The sequence below is a fragment of the Murimonas intestini genome (assembly GCF_024622195.1).
GTDB classification, from domain to species: domain Bacteria; phylum Bacillota; class Clostridia; order Lachnospirales; family Lachnospiraceae; genus Murimonas; species Murimonas intestini.
In genome coordinates this window covers 746,701-762,402 of sequence record NZ_JANKBI010000001.1, presented here as the reverse complement: position 1 = coordinate 762,402, position 15,702 = coordinate 746,701, and the positions used below count along the sequence as shown (strand labels likewise).

At 46.2% G+C, this 15,702-nt stretch carries 15 protein-coding genes; 11 read left to right on the top strand and 4 right to left on the bottom strand.

The window, feature by feature from the left end:
- Positions 1-73: 73 nt before the first annotated feature.
- The gene (locus NSB28_RS03545; protein ID WP_109624169.1) at positions 74-1,063 is read right to left on the bottom strand and encodes a uroporphyrinogen decarboxylase family protein; all 990 of its coding nucleotides are present in this window, start codon (positions 1,061-1,063) and stop codon (positions 74-76) included.
- 306 nt (positions 1,064-1,369) lie between these two features.
- Here NSB28_RS03545 and NSB28_RS03540 point away from each other — a divergent pair, with 306 nt between their 5' ends.
- On the top strand, positions 1,370-2,608 hold the full coding sequence (locus tag NSB28_RS03540) for a 6-phosphofructokinase (protein ID WP_109624170.1): 1,239 nt from the start codon (positions 1,370-1,372) through the stop codon (positions 2,606-2,608).
- A 62-nt stretch (positions 2,609-2,670) separates the two neighbouring features.
- Here the strand turns inward: NSB28_RS03540 and NSB28_RS03535 are convergent, their stop codons facing one another.
- Positions 2,671-3,102 carry an aspartate carbamoyltransferase regulatory subunit gene (locus tag NSB28_RS03535; protein WP_109624171.1) on the bottom strand — a complete coding sequence of 144 codons (432 nt, stop codon included), beginning with the start codon at positions 3,100-3,102 and terminating at the stop codon, positions 2,671-2,673.
- Positions 3,096-4,016 (bottom strand): aspartate carbamoyltransferase, encoded by a 921-nt coding sequence (pyrB, locus tag NSB28_RS03530; RefSeq protein WP_109624172.1) that lies wholly within the window; start codon positions 4,014-4,016, stop codon positions 3,096-3,098. Before pyrB ends, NSB28_RS03535 begins: the two co-directional genes overlap by 7 nt.
- Before the next feature lie 382 nt (positions 4,017-4,398).
- On the opposite strand from pyrB, the gene NSB28_RS03525 reads away from it, so the two are divergent.
- Positions 4,399-4,776: a PH domain-containing protein gene (locus NSB28_RS03525; RefSeq protein WP_109624173.1), complete on the top strand. Its 378-nt coding sequence runs from the start codon at positions 4,399-4,401 to the stop codon at positions 4,774-4,776.
- 44 nt (positions 4,777-4,820) lie between these two features.
- On the opposite strand, the gene NSB28_RS03520 is transcribed toward NSB28_RS03525, so the two are convergent.
- On the bottom strand, positions 4,821-5,207 hold the full coding sequence (locus tag NSB28_RS03520) for a putative ABC transporter permease (protein ID WP_109624174.1): 387 nt from the start codon (positions 5,205-5,207) through the stop codon (positions 4,821-4,823).
- Positions 5,208-5,482: 275 nt separating this feature from the next.
- On the opposite strand from NSB28_RS03520, the gene NSB28_RS03515 reads away from it, so the two are divergent.
- From NSB28_RS03515 to NSB28_RS03475, 9 genes are all read left to right on the top strand, one after another.
- Positions 5,483-6,766, top strand: a complete 1,284-nt coding sequence (locus NSB28_RS03515; protein WP_109624175.1) for a bifunctional folylpolyglutamate synthase/dihydrofolate synthase — start codon at positions 5,483-5,485, stop codon at positions 6,764-6,766.
- Positions 6,767-6,779: 13 nt separating this feature from the next.
- On the top strand, positions 6,780-7,337 hold the full coding sequence (folE, locus tag NSB28_RS03510; RefSeq protein WP_109624176.1) for a GTP cyclohydrolase I FolE: 558 nt from the start codon (positions 6,780-6,782) through the stop codon (positions 7,335-7,337).
- Positions 7,338-7,352: 15 nt separating this feature from the next.
- A complete protein-coding gene (locus NSB28_RS03505; protein WP_109624177.1) occupies positions 7,353-7,835 on the top strand; it encodes an HD domain-containing protein in 483 nt (160 codons plus the stop codon).
- A 28-nt stretch (positions 7,836-7,863) separates the two neighbouring features.
- On the top strand, positions 7,864-8,673 hold the full coding sequence (folP, locus tag NSB28_RS03500; RefSeq protein ID WP_109624782.1) for a dihydropteroate synthase: 810 nt from the start codon (positions 7,864-7,866) through the stop codon (positions 8,671-8,673).
- Between the two features lie 7 nt (positions 8,674-8,680).
- Positions 8,681-9,496, top strand: coding sequence for a 2-amino-4-hydroxy-6-hydroxymethyldihydropteridine diphosphokinase (folK, locus tag NSB28_RS03495; protein ID WP_109624178.1), 816 nt, complete (start codon positions 8,681-8,683; stop codon positions 9,494-9,496).
- Positions 9,489-10,619, top strand: coding sequence for a prephenate dehydratase (pheA, locus tag NSB28_RS03490; RefSeq protein ID WP_109624179.1), 1,131 nt, complete (start codon positions 9,489-9,491; stop codon positions 10,617-10,619). Before folK ends, pheA begins: the two co-directional genes overlap by 8 nt.
- Before the next feature lie 81 nt (positions 10,620-10,700).
- A complete protein-coding gene (locus NSB28_RS03485) occupies positions 10,701-12,002 on the top strand; it encodes an ATP-binding protein (protein ID WP_109624180.1) in 1,302 nt (433 codons plus the stop codon).
- Positions 12,003-12,030: 28 nt separating this feature from the next.
- Entirely contained in the window at positions 12,031-13,551 is a 1,521-nt protein-coding gene (locus NSB28_RS03480) for a Ppx/GppA phosphatase family protein (RefSeq protein WP_109624181.1), read from the top strand.
- A 13-nt stretch (positions 13,552-13,564) separates the two neighbouring features.
- The gene (locus NSB28_RS03475) at positions 13,565-15,694 is read left to right on the top strand and encodes an RNA degradosome polyphosphate kinase (protein WP_109624182.1); all 2,130 of its coding nucleotides are present in this window, start codon (positions 13,565-13,567) and stop codon (positions 15,692-15,694) included.
- Positions 15,695-15,702: the final 8 nt, after the last annotated feature.

The window sequence follows — 15,702 nt, the reverse complement described above, 5'->3', positions numbered from 1 at the left end:
AGAGGAAAATAATAAGGCTGTGCAGCGCTGGGAATGGCAGGCTGCACAGCCTTTTATTTAGAATCATTTATGATCAGCCAAATACTTCCTTGCTGTATTTACTGATCTCCTCAGAGGTAACCTCATATACGCCCGGGAAGGTACTTATAGCCAGGCCCTGGGAAGCGCAGGGAATGAAATAAAGCCTGCCGTTTTCATCGCATGCTCGCCGGACTTCTTTTGCTATCACATCCTGTGACCAGCCGCTGTAATCGATCTTTGCACTGTCGATTCCGCCCATAAAGGAGATTTTTCCGCCGTATTTGGATATGAGCTCAGGTATATTATTTGTGGTCATCACACCCTGCCAGATATCGATACCCATTTCTATCATATCAGGCACAAGTGTTGCCGCATAAGAATCTGAGTGATGTATGATAAGCTCAACTCCATGTTCCTTATAATAGCCGTATATCTTCTTATAGGCCGGCAGGAAGAATTCATTGAACATATCAGGGGAGATGAAGGTGGAAGTCTGGCTTCCCCAGTCATCATGATGGAAGATGGCATCCGGTTTCTGATGGCTGCAGATCTCCTTGGCGAGAGCTAATTCCCATTCAGTCAGATAATCAATTAATTCATGCATACATTCCGGCTCTTCATAGAAATTAATGAGAGCATTCTGGATCTCACACAGATGGTGGCAGTGCTCAAAGAGGCCTGGTGCAATGAAGGAAGTAACAAAATACTCGTTCCTGTCCACGGCCTCAGCCTGTTTGATAAAAGGTTCCCATTCCTCATCTGAAAATTTAACATTTGGTGCATGTACATATTCCCGCCATTTTGTTATATCTTTTACAACAATCTTGTCAGGAGTATGGACAGGGAAGGCGCCGGGAGTGCCGGCGGGCCAGGAATTTGTCACACCCCAGTCATTTACCACATTCAGCTGTCCGGGCTGGGGGGCAGGGCTGTGCATCATGATGGGGTTAAATACCATTTCCAGCGCTTCGTACTGCTGCACGAAGCGGTCAGGTTTTCCGCCCCTGATAGTTTCTAAGAGATTCTGACGTTTAGTAAGCATAAAGATACCTCCTTCAAAATATAATTCCGCATAAGTTATATTGCTATTGTAGTACAAAATGATGAATAATTCAATTGGAAATACTAAAAAGTTATATTAAATATACAAAATTCAAAAAATAGCACCAGGATGGAAACTATAGAAATAACTTGTATATTTTGCACATGTTTGATATAATATTAACTATGTTGTTGTGCAGAATATTATATATTGCTGACGTGACTGTATTCGGTAAAATGCAAAAAGCAGATAAGCGGCCGCTGAACAGTTGCAAAAGCAGTAAGAATGACAGAAACCAGGAGGTATATGAGCATGAAGAGAAACGTGATAGTCGGACAATCGGGCGGACCCACAGCGGTCATCAATTCCAGCCTTGCGGGAGTTTACAAAACGGCAAGGGACAGGGGCTTCCATAAAATCTATGGAATGCTTCACGGAATACAGGGATTTCTGGATGAACAGTATGTGGACCTCTCCAAGTATATTAAGAATGATCTGGATATTGAGCTGTTAAAGAGGACACCTTCCGCTTTTTTAGGTTCCTGCAGATATAAGCTTCCGGAGATCCATGAAGACAAGGATATCTATGAGAAAATATTTGCAATCCTGAATAAGCTGGAGATCGACAGCTTTATTTATATTGGCGGCAATGATTCTATGGATACCATAAAGAAGCTGTCAGATTATGCAATTCTGACAGGTCAGACACAGAAGTTCGTGGGCGTGCCGAAGACGATTGATAATGACCTGGCCCTTACAGACCACACTCCGGGATACGGAAGCGCAGCCAAGTACATTGGCACATCCGTAAAAGAGATCATCCGTGACGGTCTGGGACTTACATATAAGACCAGCCTTGTCACCATTGTAGAGATCATGGGAAGAAATGCCGGATGGCTTACAGGAGCGGCGGCTCTTTCAAAAGGCGAGGACTGCGCAGGGCCGGATCTTATATATCTGCCTGAGCTTCCGTTTGATGTCAAGAAATTCATGGAGAGGGTCAAGACTCTGCTGAAAAAGAAACCGTCTATTGTGGTGGCTGTGTCAGAGGGGATCCGTCTGGCTGACGGCAGATATGTGTGCGAACTCTCAACGAATTCAGATTATGTAGATGCGTTTGGCCATAAGCAGCTGTCAGGCACAGCAGACTATCTCGCCAATTTTGTAGCTGCTGAGATCGGCTGTAAGACAAGAGGAGTGGAATTCAGCACGCTTCAGAGAAGTGCATCCCATGTGGCTTCCAGGGTTGATATTAATGAGGCGTTTATGGTAGGCGGCGCGGCTGTCAAAGCGGCGGACGAAGGTGACAGCGGCAAGATGGTGGTAATCGACAGGGTTTCTGATGATCCGTACCAGTGCGCTACAGGTATTTACGATGTCCACAAGATAGCAAATGATGAGAAACTTGTTCCGAGAGAATGGATCACAAAGGATGGGACATATGTGACTCCGGAATTCCTGGCTTATGTCAGACCTCTTGTGCAGGGGGATTACCCGCCGGTAATGGTGGATGGCATTCCAAGACATCTTGTTATGAGACAGTAGAGTATTTTTTAGGGGGGATGTTTTTACATCCCCCCTTGTTTTGCTTCTGAAGCTGCAGCAGATTATTTGCGGCCTTTATATTTTTCTTCACAGTATTTGCAGCGGTAAACCTCTTTTTTGGGATCTGTCAGTACAAACACATGATCCAGTCCCTGCTCGATGGAGGTTATACAGCGCGGGTTTTTACATTTGATCACATTCGTGATTTCTTTTGGAAGGGTGAGAGCCTTCTTATCAACTATATGTCCGTCCTGAATGATGTTAACGGTTATATTGTGGTCGATAAAGCCGAGTATATTCAGGTCCAGCATATCTATAGGACATTCTACCTTGATGATATCCTTTTTGCCCATCTTGTTGCTGCGGGCATTTTTTATTATGGCTACGCAGCAGTCCAGCTTGTCCAGCCCCAGGTAATGATATATGGACATGCTTTTTCCGGCTTCAATATGGTCTAAAACAAATCCCTCATTTAAAGCTCCTACATTTAACATACTTTCACCTCCAGCAGTGTGAGAATCAGCGCCATGCGGATATAGACGCCATACTGTGCCTGTTTGAAATAGACGGCTCTCGGGTCATCATCGACCTCCACGGAAATCTCGTTGACCCGGGGAAGGGGATGGAGCACCAGCATATCAGGGCCTGCCAGATCCATCTTATTTTTATCCAGGATATAGAAATCCTTCATACGCACATAATCCTCTTCATTAAAGAAGCGTTCCTTCTGGACTCTCGTCATGTAGAGCAGATCCAGGTCCGCCATGGCATCTTCCAGCCGCTCCACCTGCACGTAATCCACATGGTTGGCCTCCAGAACATCCTCACGGATATAATCAGGGATCCGAAGTTCATCAGGGGAGATCAGCACGAATTTGATGTTTTCATATCGCACGAGTGCGTTGATCAGAGAGTGTACTGTACGTCCGAACTTAAGATCGCCGCAAAGACCAATGGTCAGATTTTCCAGCCTTCCCTTGAGAGAACGGATAGTCAACAGGTCCGTGAGTGTCTGTGTCGGATGCTGGTGTCCGCCGTCTCCGGCGTTGATAACTGGAATGGAAGACTTGGCGGCTGCCACCATGGGAGCACCCTCCTTGGGATGGCGCATGGCGCAGATATCAGAATAGCAGGACACAATACGGATGGTGTCAGAAACACTCTCCCCCTTAGCTGCTGAACTGGAATCGGCCGAAGAAAAACCAAGTACATTCCCCCCTAAGTTCATCATTGCTGCTTCAAAACTTAAGCGGGTTCGTGTGCTTGGTTCATAAAATAAAGTGGCTAATTTTTTTCCATCACAGGCATGTGCATATTTGTCCGGATGTGCTTCAATATCATTGGCAAGATTCATAATCTCATTCAGTTCCCCGACTGAGAAATCGAGGGGACTCATTAAATGTCTCATAGTCTTCTCCTTTGCAATCTACTGTAGTGCAGTCCCATAATATGTTACTCCATTGCATCTTATCATATAACAAATCAGGGAGAAATTCAAGGGAAAATATTAAAGGTTACTGTTTACTCCGTGACCAGTAACACGCTCCGCGATGCACAGAAACGGCAAAAAACGCCGTTTCGCGCTGCAACCCTCGGGATTTTCGTGCAAATACGCACGAAAACACCTCGCGGGATGGTGACGTGTGAACAGTAACTATTAAAGCGACTTAAGTATTGACAAGCAGGGTAGGATATTTTACACTGATAACAGCGGGGATTGGCAGCAGCGTCAGGATTGTGTTATGTAAACCCCGGCACTATGTGCCCATATGAATACCAGGAGGTGCAACATGAAATTTAAAGAGAGAAAAAGATGGCTGTTCTTCGGACTTCCATTTACATTTACTACTTATTCTGTCAGCGAAGAATATATTACGGTCAATTCCGGGATTCTGCACAGGAGAGAGAACGACTGCTACATGTACAAGATCCTGGATACACGCCTCTGCGTGAGCCTGATAGAGAGGATATTCGGGCTTGGGACTGTCCACTGCTTCGGCGGGGATGTGACTGACCCTACGCTTACCTTAAAGCATATCAGGCATTCAAAAGAAATAAAGGATTTTATACTGGAGGCTTCTGAGGACCAGAGAGTAAAAAAGAAAACACTCAGCACATTGAACCTTTCCAGAGAACAGGAAGGGGAAGGTATCGATTACGATTTTTAAAGATTAACGGCAGAGGGGATGTTTTGAAGATAACATCCCCTCTGTTATTTTCCGCTCCGGGACAGCTTTTCGAAGAGCAGGCCTGCCCCAAACCAGAGCGGGGCATAATCAAGGCGGATGACCCCGTTGATGTTTGTTTTGGCATCACTGTAGTCCCAGGGGCACATCCCCCTTTTTTTCAGGAAACTCCCTGTCAGGAACTCTGCCAGAAAAATAAAGACAGTGTAGCAGGTACCGCGGATGATAATACTGTAATTTTTCAGCCATTTGAACAAGGGAGCGATAAACGCGGCCATGCCGTAGATAGGGAACATCCAGAGTGAGGACTGGCTTTTGAGCTTCATTTCGCGGCGGCGGAAGGAGAGGAATCCAGTCCACAAATTTTCCAGGCACCATCCGCAGATACCGCATTTTATAAAATTACTTTTCATGGTAGTTAGTCTTGCCAAAGTATTTATTTTTATTCCAATAAAATAGACTTGTGAGACTTGAAAAATCAAGTGCATTATACTATAATTAGGACTTAATGAAATGTTAAAGCGGCGTAACTATTCAGCAGGGCTGTGCATTTATTGCACAGACCGTAAGAAAATGATTCAAGGGTGCAAAAATCCCATCGCCAGAGGCGATTTTAAATGGATTTTTGCATGTAACTGTGAAGGTACTGAACAGTTACAAAGCGGCATCTGGACAAGATTGGAGACTTATGGATTACAGACAGGCAAGAGAGTATATGGACGAGGCGGCAAAATACGGCAGCGTTCTGGGACTTGAAAATATTGAGGCTCTGCTTGAAAAACTGCAGAATCCTCAGGATAGATTGAAGTTTATACATATATCGGGGACAAATGGAAAAGGCTCAGTACTTGCCTATCTTTCTACAGTTATGAAGGAAGCCGGTTATAAAACCGGAAGATATATATCCCCCACTTTGTTTTCTTACAGAGAACGGATTCAGGTAGATGAAGAATATATCAGCCGTGAAGATTTTGCCGGCCTGGCCGGCAGGGTGAAAACTGCTGTGGAAGAGATGCTGGCAGAGGGAAAAGCCCATCCCACAGCGTTTGAGATGGAAACTGCCATATCTTTTCTGTATTTTGTTCAGGAAAAATGTGATATTGTAGTATTGGAGACAGGCCTTGGGGGGCTGCTTGACGCCACGAATGTGGTAAAGACTACTGTTATGGAAGTGATAACTTCCGTCAGTATGGATCATATTGGAGTTTTGGGAAATACGCTTGCAGAGATAGCAGCCCAGAAGGCTGGGATCATAAAAGAGAATACAGCAGTGGTGTCCTGTGAACAGGAAAAGGATGCCATGGATGTAATAGAAAGAACAGCTGCCGAAAAAGGGTGCAGGCTGTATGTGGCTTCAGAAAGAGAAGCGGCGGATGTGGTGTATGGATATGAAGAACAGAGCTTCTCATATAAGGAATACCACAATGTCAGGATACGCCTGGCAGGATATTATCAGATCAAGAATGCCATTCTGGCGCTGGAGGCTGTGCGCAGGCTTAAGAATATAGGATGGAAGCTGACAGATGAGGCAGTCAGGGGCGGATTTGAGAAGGCCAGATGGAAGGGCCGGTTTACTCTCATATCCAGGGAACCTGTTTTCATTATAGACGGGGCACACAACAGAGACGGGGCAGGGCAGCTTAAGCAGTCCCTGGAGCTTTATTTTAAAGGCCGCCGTATGATCTTTATTATGGGAGTATTTAAGGATAAAGAGTATGATGTGATAGCGCGCATGCTTGCCCCCATGGCAGATAAGATATTTACAGTCCAGACGCCGGACAATCCAAGGGCTCTGCCGGCGGGAGAGCTGGCGCTGGCAGTTTCAAAATACAATAATAGTGTGGAGGCTGCGCCGGATATAAAAGATGCAGTCAGAAAAAGCATTGCTTTGGCAGGAGGGGAAGATGTCATTGTGGCATTCGGCTCACTTTCATTTCTGAAAGACATTGCTGAAGCTGTGGAACAAAAGTGAGGAGCATACAATTATGATAAATCAGGACAAGATCAGAGAAGGTGTCAGGCTGATACTGGAAGGCATCGGGGAAGATGTGAACAGGGAAGGCCTTATTGAGACGCCGGACAGAATAGCCAGGATGTATACGGAGATAGCAGGCGGGATGGAAGAGGATGCGGCGGCCCATCTGAATAAAAGGTTTCATGTGGACAGCAATGAGATGGTCCTTGAGAAGGATATTGTTTTCTTTTCCACATGTGAGCACCATATGCTTCCGTTTTTCGGGAAGGCACATATTGCCTATATTCCCAACGGGGAAGTGGTGGGCTTAAGCAAGATCGCCCGCACAGTGGAGGTCTTTGCAAGGCGCCTGCAGCTTCAGGAGCAGCTGACTGCACAGATAGCCGATGCGTTTATGGACAATCTGCATCCTCAGGGAGTTATGGTCATGATTGAGGCTGAGCATACCTGCATGACTATGAGAGGGATCAAGAAGCCGGGGTCCAGGACAGTTACTGTGACAACAAGAGGCGTATTTAAAGAGAGCGAGCAGCTTCAGAATACATTTTACCAGATGCTGAGACAGTAAGGGACAGGACATTGTATGGATAGAGTAAATCAGATCTTGCAGCATCATATGTATAGAGAGTGTCTTGCACAGATAAGAAAATTTGAGCAGGAACGTATATTTTGCGGCCATGATATGTCACATTTTCTGGATGTGGCACGTCTGGCCCATCTTTTTAATCTGGAGGAAGGCCTGAAGATAGACAGGGAAAAGATCTATGCGGCAGCTCTGCTGCATGATGTGGGCCGGCATATTCAGTATATGGACGGTACGCCGCACCAGGAGGCGGGTGTGCCGCTGGCGGCAAAGATCCTGGAGGAATGCGGGTTTGAAGAGGATGAACAGGAAGAAATACTGGCGGCGGTTTTAAGCCACAGAGATAAAAACGTAAGAGAAGAGAAAAATCTGGCCGGGATCATATACAGGGCGGATAAGATGTCGCGGGCGTGCTATGGCTGCGCTGCCAGAGATATGTGCGACTGGGATGATACAAAGAAAAATCTTACGCTGGAATTTTGACGGGATACGATAGGAGAGATGAAAAATGATGAAAATAGGAAACAGGATGTTCGATACAGATCATCATACATATATTATGGGAATCCTGAATGTGACACCGGATTCCTTTTCAGACGGAGGAAAATGGAACGAACGTGAGGCGGCCCTGCGCCATGTTCAGGATATGACAGAACAGGGGGCTGACATTATTGATATAGGCGGAGAGTCCACAAGGCCCGGCTATACTCTTTTGTCAGATGAAGAAGAGATGTCACGTATCCTTCCCATCATCGAGGCAGTGAAGGCAAATTTTGATGTGCCGGTTTCAGTTGACACATACAAGGGCGCCGTGGCAGAGGCTGCCATTAAGGCAGGCGCTGACCTTGTCAATGATATCTGGGGGCTGAAATATGACACCAGGCTTGCCGGGATCATCGCAGAATATGATGTGGCATGCTGCCTGATGCACAACAGGAAGGAAGCGGATTATACAGATTTTATGCCGGATATGTGCAATGATCTGCGTGAGACGCTGGATATAGCTAAAAAGGCAGGAATAAGGGACGAGAGGATCATTCTGGACCCGGGAGTCGGATTTGGAAAAACATATGAGAATAACCTGGAGGCGGTCAATAAACTGGAAACACTCCATGAACTGGGGTATCCCATATTGCTTGGAACTTCAAGAAAATCTATGATCGGCCTTGCACTCGGACTTCCCTCATCAGAGAGAGTGGAGGGGACTCTGGTGACTACTGTATTCGGTGTTATGAAGGGAGCCGCATTTGTGCGGGTCCACGATATAAAAGAAAATGCCAGGGCAATTAAGATGGCTGAAGCGATCCTGGGAAGAAAGTGAGCGAGAGATGGATAAGATTAAGATAAAAGATCTGGAAGTATTCTGCAACCATGGTGTTTATAAAGAAGAGACAGTGCTGGGACAAAAATTTGTAGTAAACCTGACTATGTTTACAGAGATGAGAAGGGCTGGAAAGACAGATGACCTGGAATATTCTGTGGACTATGGGAATGTCAGCCAGTTTATAACTGATTTCATGAAAAAAAATACGTTCAAACTCATAGAAGCTGTGGCGGAAAGCCTTGCGGAGGAGCTTTTGCTCCACTATCCTCTTGTGAAAAAGGTCAGGCTGGAGGTAAAGAAGCCCTGGGCGCCTGTACATCTGCCCCTGGACACTGTCTCAGTGGAGATAGAGAGGGGATGGCATATGGCATATATAGCCATCGGGTCTAATATGGGAGATAAAGAGGCATACCTCAATAAGGCGGTAGAGTCCCTTAAAATGCTTCATGGCTGTGAAGTGTTAAAAGTTTCTGATTATATTGTCACAGAACCATATGGAGGTGTGGAGCAGGATGAGTTTTTAAACGGAGCCCTGCTTCTGAAAACATTATTTACTCCTTATGAACTGCTGGATGAGCTGCACGTGATTGAACAGTCTGCAGGACGGGAACGGATTGTACACTGGGGCCCCAGGACACTTGACCTGGATATCCTTTTTTATGATGATATGATACTGGATACAGAAGAACTGACTATCCCCCATGCTGAGATTGCGCTGCGTGATTTTGTGCTGGAACCAATGGATCAGATAGCGCCGTGCTTCAGGCATCCTGTTTTAAATAAAACGATACGCCAGTTGAGGAGAGAGTTAAATGGCTGATTTAAAAGATCTGAGAGAGAAAATAGATGCGATAGATAAAGAGATAGTCCGGCTTTTTGAAGAGCGTATGGACATATCCAGGCAGGTAGCTGAATATAAGATAGGCGCCGGCAGGAAGGTATTTGATAAAGAGAGAGAGAAGGCAAAGATAGAAGCAGTCAAGGCCATGGCCCACAATGAGTTTAACAGGCATGGCGTGGAGGAGCTCTTTGCACAGATCATGGCTATGAGCCGCAAGCTGCAGTATCAGCTGCTTGCCAAGAACGGGGTGGCCGGGCGCCTCCCCTTTATCAGCGTGGAAGAGATAGAAAAAGCAGGGGTCAGGGTTGTTTTCCAGGGTGTGGAGGGAGCGTACAGCCAGCTGGCCATGAAGCAGTATTTCGGAGACGGTATCAGCTCTTTTCATGTAGAGACATGGCGTGACGCGATGGAAGCTATAGCCGAGGGTTCCGCTGATTTTGCCGTATTGCCCATAGAGAATTCCACAGCGGGAAGTGTGAATGATATGTATGACCTGCTTGTTGAATTTGAAAATTACATAGTCGGTGAGCAGATCATCAAGTGTGAGCAGACGCTCCTGGGATTGCCGGGCGCAGATACCGCTCATATTAAGACTGTATATTCCCATCCCCAGGGCCTGATGCAGTGCAGGCGGTACCTGGAGGGCCACAGGGAGTGGAAACAGGTCCCCCTCGAGAATACTGCGGTAGCAGCAAAAAAGGTATCAGAAGAAAAGGATATGAGCCAGGCAGCCATAGCGAGTACATATGCAGGAGAGCTTTTTGGACTCTCAGTCCTTGCAGAGGGGATCTATAATGAAAAGGCTAATTCCACCCGGTTTATAATAGTGACAAACCAGAGGATATTCAGGGAAGATGCAGGAAAGATCAGCATCTGTTTTGAACTGCCCCATACGAGCGGATCCCTGTATAATATGCTCTCGCATTTTATCTATAATAATGTCAATATGACAAATATAGAATCCAGGCCCATACCGGGAAGAGCCTGGGAGTACAGGTTCTTTATTGATTTTGAAGGGAACTTAAATGACGGCGCTGTAAAGAATGCTCTTCGCGGCATCAGGGAAGAAGCAATCACCATGAAAATACTTGGAAATTATTAATATATAGAAGGAAAGCAGCTATCGGGCAGGCCTTGGCATGTAACTGTGAAGATGCCGGATCGCTACAGGGGAAGAATAAGGATGACCAGGATAAAGGAACTTATAGTATACAAATATTTTGAACAGGGGCAGATCCTTGAGGATATGACCTGGATCATGGACAATTACGACAATGAATACTACAATACGGAAGATGTGCAGGCTCTGTATTATGACTGCATACACGGGCTGGTGGATCTGGCCGGGACATATGGATTTGAGAAGAATCTCTGGCATAATTACCTGACCCTCCTTCTGGTGAACAATGAAAATGTATTCAGCACAGCATGTGAGATAAAGGGGGCTGTGAAGGGAAGTATCAATGAACTGGCCCTCCATGATTTTGAGATTTTTAAGGAATTATATGATTTTGATTTTACGCCGGTGGAGGAACATCTGGGAGCCAGATGTTTTCCGCTGATTTCTGATTATCAGAATGTAAATGAGAACAGCAAAATGTTCAATAAGAGGATCAGAGACAGGATCTGCACATTGAGCGTCAGGCTGGGTGAGGCAGGGGATGCTGAGGAATTCATGGAAGACTGCATCCAGTTCTACAAGGATTTCGGCGTGGGAAAACTGGGGCTTCACAAAGCTTTCAGGGTAGCTCACGATGAAGAGGGTGTCCATATTGTTCCGGTCACAAATATTGCCCATGTCCACCTGGATGATCTGGTAGGGTATGAGCTGGCTAAAAAGAAGCTCATTGAGAATACAGAGGCCTTTGTGGAGGGGCGCAAGGCAAACAACTGCCTGCTCTTTGGTGACGCGGGCACAGGAAAATCTTCCAGCATAAAGGGGATATTAAACCAGTATTATGATAAAGGGCTGCGTATCATTGAAATCTACAAGCATCAGTTCCAGGATCTCAATGATGTGATCGCACAGATTAAAAACCGCAATTACAGGTTTATTATTTATATGGATGATTTATCATTTGAAGAATTTGAGATAGAATATAAGTATCTGAAGGCAGTGATAGAGGGCGGCCTGGAGAAAAAGCCGGATAATATCCTTATCTATGCCACCTCCAACCGGCGCCACCTTGTCAGGGAGGAATTCGCAGATAAGGAGGGGCGCAGGGAGGATCTGCATTCTTCAGATACAGTTCAGGAAAAGCTGTCCTTAGTGTACAGGTTCGGAGTCAGGATATTCTTCTGTGCTCCTAATAAAAAGGAATTCCAGAATATTGTGAAGGTGCTTGCAGAAAAATATGAGATACAGATGCCTGAGGAAGAGCTTCTTCTTGCGGCAAACAGATGGGAATTGGAACACGGCGGGCTTTCGGGAAGGACGGCGCAGCAGTTTATTGACTATCTGCTCGGTCAGGAGCCGGACGACTGAATATAAAGATAAGGGAGAAGGTGTTATCATGAGGATCACGACATTTGCAGCAATCGATGTGGGGTCTTACGAAGTGGAAATGAAAATCTTTGAGCTTTCCTCTCAGAAAGGCATGAAGGAGATCGACAGTATCAGACGCAGGATAGAACTTGGAAAGGATGTCTATGCCACCGGGAAGGTCAGCGTGGCTAAGGTAGAAGAGCTCTGTGCACTTCTGCAGGATTTTGTAGTCATCATGGAGGGGTACAAGGTGGATGCCTACAGGGCCTGCGCCACAAGCGCCATCAGGGAGGCAGAGAGCCAGCTGATCCTGGTAGATTACATCGAAAAGCAGACAGGGCTGAAGCTGGAGGTCTTAAGCAATTCGGAACAGAGATTCCTGGACTATAAATGTATTGCTTCCAGGGAAAATGAATTTAACAAAATCATCCAGAAGGGCACGGCCATCGTGGATGTGGGCGGGGGAAGCGTGCAGATATCCCTTTTCGATAAGGACAGTCTTGTGACCACCCAGAACATGAGGATGGGAAACCTGCGTATCCGTGAGAAGCTGGCAGACCTGCAGTGCAGTGAATCTCACTCTGAAAAGCTGATAGAAGAGCTGATCAATAATGAACTGTCCAGTTTTGAAAAGCTCTACCTTCGTGACAGGGAGATCCAGAATATCATCATAGTCGGAGACTATATAAGTGAAATAATGGAAAAGCCGTCTGTGACAAGGGCTGAATTCATGGAGATTTTTAACAGCATTTCCGGATGCTCTCCTGAGGAGATTGCAGAAAAGAATGAGATACCGGTTGAGAGCGCTTCCCTTATCATGCCGTCTATGGTTATTTATAAAAGGATGGTGGAAGAAATAGGGGCGGAGACGATCTGGATGCCGGGGCTGAACCTGACAGATGGTCTGGCATTTGATTATGCCCAGAAGAAAAAAATCCTGAAATTCGGCCATAATTTTGATAATGATATTATCGCGTCTGCCAGAAACATGGCAAAGCGTTATATGTGCAGCAAGGCACATATTAAAACTCTGGAGGAGCTTGCCCTGGCAATATTTGATAAGACAAAGAAGATCCACGGCCTGAGCGCAAGGGAGAGGCTGCTTCTTCAGATCGCCGTCATCCTTCATGGCTGCGGCAAGTATGTGAGCCTTTCTAATGTGGCCGAGTGCTCCTACAGCATCATCATGGCAACAGAGATTATCGGACTTTCCCACTCGGAGAGGGAGATCATTGCAAATGTAGTTAAGTTTAATACTATGGATTTTGATTATTATGATAAACTGAGCAGCTACACAAGCATTAACCAGAGGGAATACCTGCTGATAGCAAAACTGACGGCCATACTGCGCATTGCAAATGCTCTTGACCGGAGCCATAAGCAGAAATTTAAAAATGTGAAGATATCGCTGAAGGAAAAAGAGCTTATCATATTAGTGGAGACTGATGAGGATATTACTCTGGAAAAAGGCCTGCTGCCTGAGAAGGCCGCTTTCTTTGAGGAAGTGTTCAGCCTGGAGCCTGTGATACGCCAGAAGAAAAAGATATAGAGGAGGGAGCAAGATGGCAGAAATAGATTTCTATGATTCTAAATATTATGAAAACAGAGAACTGAGCTGGATCAGCTTTAATGAGAGAGTACTGAGCGAAGCCAGAGACAAGAGCCTGCCTCTTTTTGAGAGGCTTAAATTCTTAAGCATCACTGCGTCAAACCTGGATGAATTTTTCATGATCCGTGTGGCCTCCTTGAAGGATATGGTACATGCCGGATATACGAAGCCGGATATTGCAGGGCTGAATGCGGAAGAGCAGCTGGAGCTGATCCAGGAAAGGGCACATGAACTTGTGAACCTGCAGTATTCTACTTATAACCGTTCCCTGCTCCCTTCACTTAAGCAGCACGGCATGGTGCTTGTCTCAGCCCACGAGGAGCTGACAAAGGACCAGATGTCCTATGTGGACCGCTATTTTGAAGAAAATATCTATCCGGTGCTGACGCCGATGGCTATGGACTCATCCAGGCCGTTTCCGCTTATCAGGAATAAATCCCTGAATATAGGCGCCCTTATCTCTAAAAAGGGAGAAAATTCCGAGGACTTTGCCACTGTACAGGTGCCCTCTGTGCTGCCGAGGATCATACAGCTTCCGGACGGCAGGGACGGGAAAAAATATGCCATACTTCTGGAAGAGGTCATTGAACGCAATATCGGGAAACTGTTCCTGAATTATGATGTGGTTTGCGCTCATCCTTACAGGATAATGAGGAATGCGGATCTGACAATCGATGAGGACGAGGCGGCCGATCTGCTCAAGGAGATCCAGAAACAGCTGAAGCGCCGCCAGTGGGGCGAGGTCATCCGTCTGGAGGCCGACGAGGGTATGGAGAAGTCACTGCTGAGGATATTGAAGAAAGAATTCAATATAAAGGACAGTGATATCTACAGCATAAACGGCCCTCTGGATCTGACATTCCTGATGAAAATGTACGGCATGCCGGGATTTGATGAATATAAAGTAAAACCTTACCGGCCTCAGCCAGTGCCGGCCATGATGAATGAAGAAGATATCTTTACGCAGATCAGAAACGGGGATATACTTCTCCACCATCCGTTTATGACTTTTGATCCTGTTGTAAATTTTGTAAAACAGGCGGCAAAGGATCCTGACGTACTGGCAATAAAGCAGACATTGTACAGGGTGAGCGGCAATTCTCCAATCATCGCAGCACTCGCCCAGGCGGCTGAGAATGGCAAGCAGGTTTCAGTGCTGGTGGAGCTGAAGGCCAGGTTTGATGAAGAGAACAATATAATCTGGGCAAAGATGCTGGAAAAAGCCGGCTGTCACGTTATCTACGGACTTGTGGGGCTGAAGACCCATAGTAAGATTACACTTGTTGTCCGCAGGGAGGAGGACGGCATACGCCGTTATGTCCATCTGGGCACTGGAAACTATAATGACAGCACGGCGAAATTATATACAGACCTGGGCCTCCTTACATGCTCTGAGGCCATAGGGGAGGATGCAACTGCTGTCTTTAATATGCTCTCCGGCTATTCAGAGCCAAAGAGCTGGAACAAGCTGGTAGTGGCCCCTATCTGGCTGAGAAAACGCTTCGTAAAGCTTATCCAGAGAGAAACAAAGCATGCCAGAGAGGGGAAACAGGCCCACATTATAGCAAAGATGAATTCCCTGTGTGACAAGGAAATAATTGCAAATCTGTACGAGGCCTCGGCAGCGGGAGTCAGTGTGGAGCTTATAGTCCGCGGGATCTGCTGTCTCAAAACAGGAATTCCTGGTGTGAGCGAAAATATATCTGTGCGTTCTATTGTGGGTAATTTCCTGGAACACAGCAGGATCTTCTATTTCCACAATAACGGGCAGGAAGAGATATATATGGGAAGCGCTGACTGGATGCCGAGAAATCTGGACAAGAGAGTGGAGATCCTCTTCCCTGTGGAGAATCCCAGGCTGATGGAGGAGGTGCGCCATATTCTGGATATCCAGCTGGCAGACAATGTAAAGGCCCATGTGCTGGCGGCTGACGGAACTTATGAGAAGATTGACAAGAGAGGCAAGGTGCTCTTAAATTCACAGCAGTATTTCTGTGATGAGGCCATAAGCAGGGCGGCCCAGCCGGAGGAAGAAGTAAATGACAGGTTGTTTATTCCGGCAGAGCCCATAGAGATGGATTAGGCGGATGG